Consider the following 416-nt stretch of genomic DNA (forward strand, 5'->3'; position numbering starts at 1 on the left):
GGACTACACCAACCACCTTCCTACTCGGATCGTCCGGCACGTTCCTGCCGGTAGAAGGGGGCCTTCACCATGGCCACTGTTACGTTCGACAAGGCGACCCGCATCTACCCGGGCTCGGAGAAGCCCGCCGTGGACGCGCTGGAGATCGACATCGCGGACGGTGAATTCCTCGTCCTGGTCGGCCCGTCCGGCTGCGGAAAGTCCACCTCGCTGCGGATGCTCGCGGGTCTCGAGGACGTGAACGGCGGCGCCATCCGCATCGGCGACCGCGACGTCACGCACCTCCCCCCGAAGGACCGGGACATCGCCATGGTGTTCCAGAACTACGCGCTGTACCCGCACATGACCGTCGCCGACAACATGGGCTTCGCCCTGAAGATCGCCGGCGTCAACAAGGCGGACATCCGCAAGAAGGT

1 protein-coding gene is annotated in these 416 nt (G+C 65.4%); it reads left to right on the forward strand.

The annotated features are described in order from the left end of the window. Positions 1-69: 69 nt before the first annotated feature. On the forward strand, positions 70-416 hold a 347-nt coding region (locus tag RNC47_RS37165; RefSeq protein ID WP_311605289.1), incomplete at its 3' end, for an ABC transporter ATP-binding protein.

Origin of the sequence: Streptomyces millisiae, from assembly GCF_031845425.1 — a bacterium.
In the GTDB taxonomy this organism is placed as follows: domain Bacteria; phylum Actinomycetota; class Actinomycetes; order Streptomycetales; family Streptomycetaceae; genus Streptomyces; species Streptomyces millisiae.